This window comes from Wolbachia endosymbiont of Mansonella ozzardi (genome assembly GCF_020278625.1).
Classification (GTDB): Bacteria; Pseudomonadota; Alphaproteobacteria; order Rickettsiales; family Anaplasmataceae; genus Wolbachia.
This window is the reverse complement of the sequence record NZ_JADAKK010000049.1, coordinates 1-8,321: the sequence shown is the minus strand read 5'-3', so window position 1 is coordinate 8,321 and position 8,321 is coordinate 1. Positions and strand designations below refer to the sequence as shown.

8 protein-coding genes are annotated in these 8,321 nt (G+C 36.5%); 1 reads left to right on the top strand and 7 read right to left on the bottom strand.

The annotated features are described in order from the left end of the window. Positions 1 to 104: 104 nt before the first annotated feature. Positions 105 to 1,376, bottom strand: coding sequence for a M16 family metallopeptidase (locus tag IHO40_RS04730; RefSeq protein ID WP_225536999.1), 1,272 nt, complete (start codon positions 1,374 to 1,376; stop codon positions 105 to 107). A 1-nt stretch (position 1,377) separates the two neighbouring features. After that, a complete protein-coding gene (locus IHO40_RS04725; protein ID WP_225536998.1) occupies positions 1,378 to 1,986 on the bottom strand; it encodes a superoxide dismutase in 609 nt (202 codons plus the stop codon). 171 nt (positions 1,987 to 2,157) lie between these two features. On the opposite strand from IHO40_RS04725, the gene IHO40_RS04720 reads away from it, so the two are divergent. Then, on the top strand, positions 2,158 to 2,760 hold the full coding sequence (locus IHO40_RS04720; protein ID WP_225536997.1) for a hypothetical protein: 603 nt from the start codon (positions 2,158 to 2,160) through the stop codon (positions 2,758 to 2,760). A 519-nt stretch (positions 2,761 to 3,279) separates the two neighbouring features. Here IHO40_RS04720 and guaA read toward each other — a convergent pair. The 5 genes from guaA to serS form a co-directional block, all read right to left on the bottom strand. Continuing rightward, entirely contained in the window at positions 3,280 to 4,842 is a 1,563-nt protein-coding gene (guaA, locus tag IHO40_RS04715; protein WP_225536996.1) for a glutamine-hydrolyzing GMP synthase, read from the bottom strand. Positions 4,843 to 4,951: 109 nt separating this feature from the next. Beyond that, the gene (locus tag IHO40_RS06125; protein ID WP_368666778.1) at positions 4,952 to 5,170 is read right to left on the bottom strand and encodes a DUF2924 domain-containing protein; all 219 of its coding nucleotides are present in this window, start codon (positions 5,168 to 5,170) and stop codon (positions 4,952 to 4,954) included. Positions 5,171 to 5,275: 105 nt separating this feature from the next. Continuing rightward, the gene (locus IHO40_RS04705) at positions 5,276 to 5,443 is read right to left on the bottom strand and encodes a hypothetical protein (protein ID WP_225536995.1); all 168 of its coding nucleotides are present in this window, start codon (positions 5,441 to 5,443) and stop codon (positions 5,276 to 5,278) included. A gap of 106 nt (positions 5,444 to 5,549) precedes the next feature. Beyond that, the gene (gene purD / locus IHO40_RS04700; RefSeq protein ID WP_225536994.1) at positions 5,550 to 6,821 is read right to left on the bottom strand and encodes a phosphoribosylamine--glycine ligase; all 1,272 of its coding nucleotides are present in this window, start codon (positions 6,819 to 6,821) and stop codon (positions 5,550 to 5,552) included. Positions 6,822 to 6,853: 32 nt separating this feature from the next. Beyond that, complete coding sequence (serS, locus tag IHO40_RS04695; protein ID WP_225536993.1) at positions 6,854 to 8,134, bottom strand: serine--tRNA ligase; 1,281 nt, start codon at positions 8,132 to 8,134, stop codon at positions 6,854 to 6,856. Positions 8,135 to 8,321: the final 187 nt, after the last annotated feature.

Genomic DNA, 8,321 nt, shown 5'->3' with positions numbered 1-8,321 from the left:
GAAATACCCTATTACTATGGTAAGGGTGTCGGCAGAACTTGTTAAGTAGTTTTTTTTATTTCACGAAATACTAAAACTGGATAGTTATGCGAGAAGCCCATGCTCTAAGCCCTAAGCATAGAAACCACTTTATCGTAGCTTGGCAACGATTTTATTTCTCCAATTGCAGCTAAAGTAGTTTTCTCATGCTGAGATAACAATTTCTCTGCTGCTTCTTTTACGCCAGCAGTGGTAACTGCGATAGTTTTTTCTATCAATTCATTTTTACTGATATATCTATCATAATTGCCATAGTAGTGACCCAATGCTTCAGCACGGGAACTGACGCTTTCACGTGACATTAAAATTTGGGATTTTATTCGCTCTTTTACCCTATTTACCTCCTCCTCCTTCAGATCACCCGTAGACAATTTCTTCAACTCCGTCGTTATGGATTTTAAAAGCTTATCTAAGTTGCTACTATCTGTGCCAACGAAAATGGAGAGCATTCCTGTATCTGTATAGCTAGAATTAAATGAATAGACAGAGTAAACCAGTCCCTGCTTTTCCCTTATTTCCTGGAATAGGCGTGATGACATTCCACTTCCCAATATAGAATCAAGCACCCGAAATGTGTGATATCTATCGTCATGGCGAGAAACACTAGGTAAACCTATTAGCAAGTGTACCTGGTCCAGTTTACGATGTTCCAAATACTCACCACCAGTGTAATTCGTATTCTGCTTTTTCTTCAGCTCTTTTGCATGAATCTTTGAGAGAAAATCTTTGGTTAACTGAACAACTTCTTCATGCTCAACGTTTCCTGCAACAGAAAATATCGTATTCTCGCCAAAGTAATGCTCATTTATATAGTTATTTAGATCTTCTCGAGTAAATGATTTTACAGTATCCTGCGTGCCTAAGATCGACCTACCAAACGGTTGATCTCTATAAGCTGCTTCAAAATATTTATCGAAAATAATGTCGCTCGGCGAATCGTTAGTTTGAAAAATCTCTTGTGTTACAATACCCTTTTCGCGCTTCAATTCATCTTCTGGAAATGTTGAATTTATTAATATATCTATCAATATATCAATACCAGTTTTTATGTCTTTTTTGAGGACTTTTACGTAGTAACTAGTGCTTTCCCTACCGGTGCTAGCGTTGAACACTCCACCTATATCATCAAAGGCTTTTGCAATTTCAAATGCAGTTTTTGTTTTCGTTCCCTTAAAAGCCATGTGCTCTAGAAAGTGGGATATTCCATTTTGATTTGCACTTTCGGCTCTACTGCCAACACTAACTCGTATACTTAAAGCTATAGAGTCAACATCACGTACCTGCTCGGTTATTATGCGCAGGCCATTATCTAATTTTGTTACCTTCAGTACATTCATTTTATGTATTCTTTCTCAAATTCTCTTCTGCAAAACCCCAATTTATCAAATGATCAAGGAAAGCTTTTACGTAATCAATTCTACGGTTTTGACTATCTAAATAATAGGCGTGCTCCCAAACATCCATAGCAAGTAGAGGTACTTGATCATAAATCAATGGTAAATCTGCATTGGGGGTTTTGGTAATTTTGAGTTTTCCTTTTTCAAGCACTAACCATACCCATCCACTGCCAAATTGGCTCACTCCATAACTCGAAAACTCTTCATAGAATTTATCAAAGCTACCGATATCGTCTTGAATTTTTTTTGCTAGAATACTATCATTTTGAGGCTTACCACCACCATTTTTTTTCATTGAACTCCAATAAAAAGTGTGGTTCCAAACTTGCGCTGCGTTGTTAAATATAGGCACTTTGTCGCTATTGCCATGAACTTTTATTATTAATTCCTCGATTTTTGCATGCTGATAATCAGTATTCTCAACCAGTTCGTTGAGTTTATTTAAATACCCCGTATGATGCCCATCATAATGAAAATCCAAAGTCTTTTCAGATATGTAAGGCTCTAAAGCTGTTTTATCATATGGTAATTCAGGTAAAGTAAAACTCATAAAAACCTCTTTATTTCTAAGCTACTGCAATGTTAGAGTAATAAGCGCTTTTGTGCAACACATAACTTAGTTAAAATATTAATGTAACTATTGTAGTTATTCTAAAATAAGTTATAATAGTACAGTAATGTAAATACATTTTTTATTATTATATTTTTTTAGGAGGTTAATGTGTCAAATCTATCTGAGGACTTCAAGAGTTCATATAAAAATTTCAAGCAATATGCTCATTTCGGGACTGTTCATGCTGTAAAACGAGATGACGATAGTAAAGTTTCACAGAACTGTTTCTATAAATCCGTTTATTATATTGATAGTGTTATAGGACCAGTAAAAGACATGATTGTAGGAGTGAATAAAGATGCCGATACTTCAACAACAACTTTGGGAAAAAGAGAAAAAAGAGTTTACGGTACGAGACATAATGAGCTTTATGCTGGCTTCGCAAATTTATTACTTGTACTCCATACAGGGGCTGCATATCTTGCGTACTTGCCACACAAATTATTTTCATATCTCAGAGAGAAAAACGGTCCAGAATCTCTTGTAGCGTATGCTAATAATTTTCAGGACAAAGCAGAAAAACGTGGTAACACTTGTGCTAAGTTCCTAAGTTTAGTCTCATCTTACATTATTTCAGCTGTTATCTGGACTGCAGCACTTGTTATTACACCAATAACTTGGACTGTCGATAAAGTGTCAAGTAAGTTTAGTGAAATGAAAGCACCTGAAACTGTTGAACAAGATCAAAAGAGCTCCCTGCGTAATAGCTAATCTGCACAAGAAATGCCCATGGCTTTAGCCATGGGCATTTTAGGGAGAGCGTCATTTCGGCACCCCTTCTTGTCATTCTAGTTTCCCTATGATGTCATCCAAGTAGTCCTGTTCTTACACCCAAGTAGCTGACACTGGGATTCCTGATACTACTTTAATAATAAATACTTAAGAAGCTTACCAGATGAGAAAAAAAGGTAAAAGAAACCCCGAGTGGCAAGTTTTGACTCTATAATACTTTAAATTGGCGTTATAATAATTTGCTGACGCTTAGTTTAAGCGCGGCTTGGCTGAATGTAGAAAAAGTGAAAAGGACATACAGCCACTATAATCTGATACAATCCATCGAAAAATATCCTGAGTTTTTTACTGAATTTTGTCATTGAGCCTGGAGATCGAAAACAAGCTTTCAATCAGAAATGCCCTTGTTTTCTATAGTAGCAAGGCTGGCAAAGGTTGTCAAGTAATTTTTATAGCTCTTGTGACTTAAAAAACCAGTGTCGGAGCACTGGCTCACGATTACTCCCACTCAATAGTTGCTGGTGGTTTGGAAGTTAAATCATATACAACTCTATTTACTCTGGAAACGTTATTAACGATTATGCTACTAACGTTCTGCAGAAAATTCCAAAATACTAATGAATGTTGATTCTTACTCTCAAATGGAAATGCATCAGCCGTCATACCGTCAGACGATGTTACAGCTCTCAAAGCACAAACATATCCATATCTGCGATTATCCCCCATAACTCCCACAGTTCTTATTGGTAACAGTACAGCAAAAGCCTGCCATATCTTATTATACAGATCATAACTTTTCATTGTATTGATATATATTTCATCTACCTCTTGCAATATTCGTACCCTTTCTTCATCTACTTCGCCTATGATCCTCACTGCAAGTCCAGGCCCAGGAAACGGATGTTGAAATATTATCTCGTTTGAAAGACTAATTTCTTTTCCAAGCAGCCTTACTTCATCTTTAAAGAGATAGCGTAAAGGCTCCATTAGCTTTAGATTCATCTTTTCCGGCAATCCACCAACATTGTGATGAGACTTAATTGTACTAGCATTTCCTGAAGCGTGCCCTGACTCAACTACATCGGAGTAGATGGTGCCTTGCATTAAAAAGTCCACATCACCTATTTTTTTCGCCTCTTCTTCAAACACTTCAATGAAGGTATTTCCGATAATCTTTCGCTTTTCTTCCGGATCAGTTATTCCCTTTAACCTGCTCAAAAATAATTTTGATCTGTCAACGTAGTTTATCGGAATCTCTTTCAACATAGCAATAGTTTGGTCTTTGCGTAACAACCCAGTGTCAATAAAAATACAGTTCAATTGTTTTCCTATGGCTTTATATGTGAGAGTTGCTGCAACACTTGAATCAACACCGCCACTTACTGCGGCAATTACCTTTCTTTTTCCTACTAAGTTTTTAATTTTTTCCTTCTGCTTTTCAACAAGTGACCTCATTGTCCAGTCTCTTTCACAATTTGCAATATCCAAGAAATTAGAGAGCAACTTGCTGCCATTTGCTGTGGGCTTAACTTCAGGATGAAATTGGGTACAGTAAATCCTCCGCTGTTCGTTGGCAATTATTGCGATTGTTTGATTTATCACACTCGATGCAATAACAGTAAATCCCTGCGGTATAGTTTCAACACTGTCTGCATGATTCATCAGCACATCCACTTCGGAATTGACTTCCCACGTATCCTTTATAATTGGGGATTCTTTTAGTATTTTGATCTCAGTTCTACCAAATTCTTGTTTGAATTTCCTTTTTACTTTTGCTCCAAAATAATGACAAATGAGTTGCTGCCCGTAGCATATTCCAAGTATAGGAACGTTTGTTGCCTCATTGAGTTTTATAATTTCATGTACTACTTCACTTGCCTCAGTACAGCTTTCATTTACGGATTGTGGCCCTCCAGAGAAAATGAACCCGTTGAACTTCGATATTGTTTCAAAACTGATGTTGCTTGGAAATATCTCACAATAAACGCTCATTTCCCTTATTTGTCTCGCGATAAGCTGTGTAAATTGTGAACCAAAATCAATAATAGCAATTGTTGACAATGTGCTCCTCCATATTATTTAAAGTAATGTTTGATAATAAAGGAAATAGTGATGCAAGTAAACTAAGACCTCTTTAAAAGCTTTAATGTATAACTTAAACGTTACTATTTTAAGCTGAAAGAAACTTTGTATAGTGATAGCTTAGAGTTCTTAGTCCTTCCTCAGGGTTAAGGCATACTTTAAAAAAATCCCAACCGTTGCAACTTTTACCAGTAATTCCTGTGCAAGCCGCAGAGGGAGGGTCATATTCTTTTCCATTGTAGATAAACTTGCCTTTATTGATGATTGCAACCTCGTATGTTTTTCCTTTATATTTTCCAATAAGTATTTTCCCTATAAAAAGAGCTTAAAATAATTTTGTGATCTTGAGTTAAGCCATCATCAACTATGTATAACCTCTTCAGGTTTACTTACTTTGGACGCATCTGGCGGTTTATTGCCTAACATGTTTTAACACCTTGTACATTATATATGTTACAACCTTGTTTTTAACTTCCTCTGCTCTTTCATTTACATATTTTTCTACTTCACTGCGCACATGATTCTTTAAACTGCCAAGAAAGTTTTGCAAGTCGAGTAAAGTTAATTTAGAGGTTTCCATAAAAACCCCCAGTTTTGTTATCACTTGTCAGTAATACATCTAGTATATTAAAAATACCTTTAAGAAAGATGATTTAAAACTTCTGACTTTCATGTACAGGCGTAACTTAACTACCGATATCGTACCTGAAGAAACCCCCTGGCCATTCTAAAAAGTTCAGTGCTGAGTATACTTTACTTTTAGCTTCTCCCACACTGCTTCCCTCCCCTACTATATTGAGCACTCTCCCAGCATCGGAAACTAAGTTACCGCTTTCATCCAACTGAGTACCAGCATGAAATACCAGTATACCGGGAATACTCTCAATTTTATCCAATCCTCTAATTATTTCTCCAGTTTTATAATCACCTGGATAATCCTTACTTGCAACAACTACACAAACTGTAGATTTGTTAGTAAGCTCCACCGCTTTGGCACTCAATTTTCCTTCTGCAACTGATAACATTAATTTTAATAAGTCACAATTTTCATCAAATCTAGGCAAAATAGATTGTATCTCTGGATCACCGAATCTAACATTATACTCAAGAAGTTTAGGGCTATCCTTGCAAATCATTAAGCCAGCAAAGAGCACTCCTTTATAAGGCGTCCCCATATTAGTCAGTGCTTGAATTGTTGGATATATTATTCTTTGGATAATTTTTTGTTCCATATCCTTACTCATAATTGAAGGAGATGAGTATGCCCCCATACCTCCGGTGTTTTGACCTTCATTGTTTTCATTAGCTCTTTTATAATCCTTTGCACATCCAAGGGTTGCCACTTCCAACCCGTCAACAAAAGCAAAAAAGCTTAACTCCTCTCCAACTAAAAACTCTTCTATGACTATCTCTTCGCCTGATTCACCAAATTTTTTCTCTACCAACATTGAATCTATCGCCGAAAAAGCTTCATTTTCTGTGTTGCATATTACTACGCCTTTCCCTGATGCAATTCCGTTTGCTTTTACTACAAGTGGAAATTTTATTTTATTGCTGCATACAAAGTTTTTAGCTAATCCCTCATCTACAAAACACTCATAATTGGCAGTTGGTATACCATATTGTTTACATAATCCCTTGGTAAAAGACTTTGACGCCTCAAGCTTTGCAGCTGCTCGACTTGGAGCAAAAACATTTATTCCCTCTGCAACTAGGTTGTCAGCAAGCCCATCGATTATTGGTTGCTCTGGACCAATAACAACTAACTCTATATTTCCTTTCTTGCAAAATTGTGTAATATCAATTGAGTTTTGGATATTTATATCCACAAGAACCCCAAGATTTTCCATAGCTCGGCGGCCAGGAGTGATATATAACTCAGTTAAGATAGGAGATTTTTTTAAAGCCCAAAGTAAAGCATGCTCACGCCCACCAGAGCCTATAACCAGAACCTTCATCTTTAATTTCCTCGTTTTTTTGTATGTTAAAACTATTGTTTGTTTATAACAGTATCATTACTCATATATTTTTGCAACACTTTTGGTATTGTAATCGACCCGTCAGGATTCTGATAATTTTCCATTATGGCAATAATCGTTCTTCCTATGGCTAAAGCCGAGCCGTTTAAAGTGTGAACGTATTTTTTCACCTTTTTATTAGCTTCTAAAGAATATTTAGCGTTCATTCTTCTTGCCTGAAATGCACCGCAATTTGAGCAACTTGATATCTCTCTATATTTATTTTGCTCAGGCAGCCAAACCTCTATGTCATAAGTCTTCTGCGCGGCAAAGCTCATATCACCACTGCATAGCAGCATCACCCTATATGGCAATTCCAATTGCTTTAATATCTCTTCAGCAACACTTGTCATACGCTCAAGTTCATCATTTGATCGGTTTTCGGTTGTGATACTCACCAACTCCACTTTACCAAATTGATGTTGCCTGACCATGCCTCTCGTGTCTATTCCTCCGCTACCAGCCTCCTTACGAAAACACTCCGAATATGCAGTAAAACGAACTGGCAGTTCTTTTTCTTCTATTATTTTATCAGCAACCAAATTTGTTAAAACCACTTCACCTGTAGGAATCAATCTCAATTCGTCGGTAGTTAAATATGAATCATTCGAAAATTTCGGTAGCTGACCAACATTATACATCGCTTCGTTCTTCACCAAAGCCGGATGATATACCTCAGTATAGTCAAATTTATTAATATGCATTTCAAGCATAAAATTTACTAATGCTCGTGCAAGCTTAGCCAACCGTCCTTTCAATACTGCAAATTTTGACCCGGAGATTTTTGCTGCTTGTTCAAAATCCATCGAATCCAACCTCTCTCCGAGCTCATAATGAGACTTTGGCACAAAATCAAGTTTTCTTTTCTCCCCATATTTTTTAACCTCTACATTGGAGCTTTCATCTTCACCTATTGGCACGTTTTGTGTAGGGATATTTGGCAAGTTAGATAAGATATTCATCAAGTTATCTTTCTCTGTTTGCTCTTTAAAACTGATTGCTTCTATCTCATTTGTTACGTTTCTTGACGCTTCTATCTCATTTTCACAGCGGCTCTTGTTCATTTTGAGCTTCCTTATCTCTTCTGTGATTTCATTGCGCTTCCTATTCAAATCTTGCAGTTTAGTGGTTAATGACCTTTTTTTATGATCGATTTCCAATATTTCTTCCACAATAAAATTTTTAATCCCCCTGCTCCTCATCGCTTTCCCGAATTCCTCAGGGTTTTTGCGTATATATTCTATATCATGCATACATTGAGCTGTTACTAACGTTGTTACTGTACTTTAAAAGCTTTTTATAATCAATATTTTTGCACATACCATTAATAACTGCTAATGGTAATAGGAAAATTAAAAATACTGTTTTGCCAGTCAACAGTGGTTTCATTCCAGCATCACGCGCACAGCTGTATGAACATTGCGATTAGCAGGTAAATTA

Coding starts and splice junctions, on each gene's coding strand:
- IHO40_RS04730 (WP_225536999.1), bottom strand. CDS start 1,376: ATGAATGTACTGAAGGTAACAAAATTAGATAATGGCCTGCGCATAATA.
- IHO40_RS04725 (WP_225536998.1), bottom strand. CDS start 1,986: ATGAGTTTTACTTTACCTGAATTACCATATGATAAAACAGCTTTAGAG.
- IHO40_RS04705 (WP_225536995.1), bottom strand. CDS start 5,443: ATGGAAACCTCTAAATTAACTTTACTCGACTTGCAAAACTTTCTTGGC.
- purD (WP_225536994.1), bottom strand. CDS start 6,821: ATGAAGGTTCTGGTTATAGGCTCTGGTGGGCGTGAGCATGCTTTACTT.
- serS (WP_225536993.1), bottom strand. CDS start 8,134: ATGCATGATATAGAATATATACGCAAAAACCCTGAGGAATTCGGGAAA.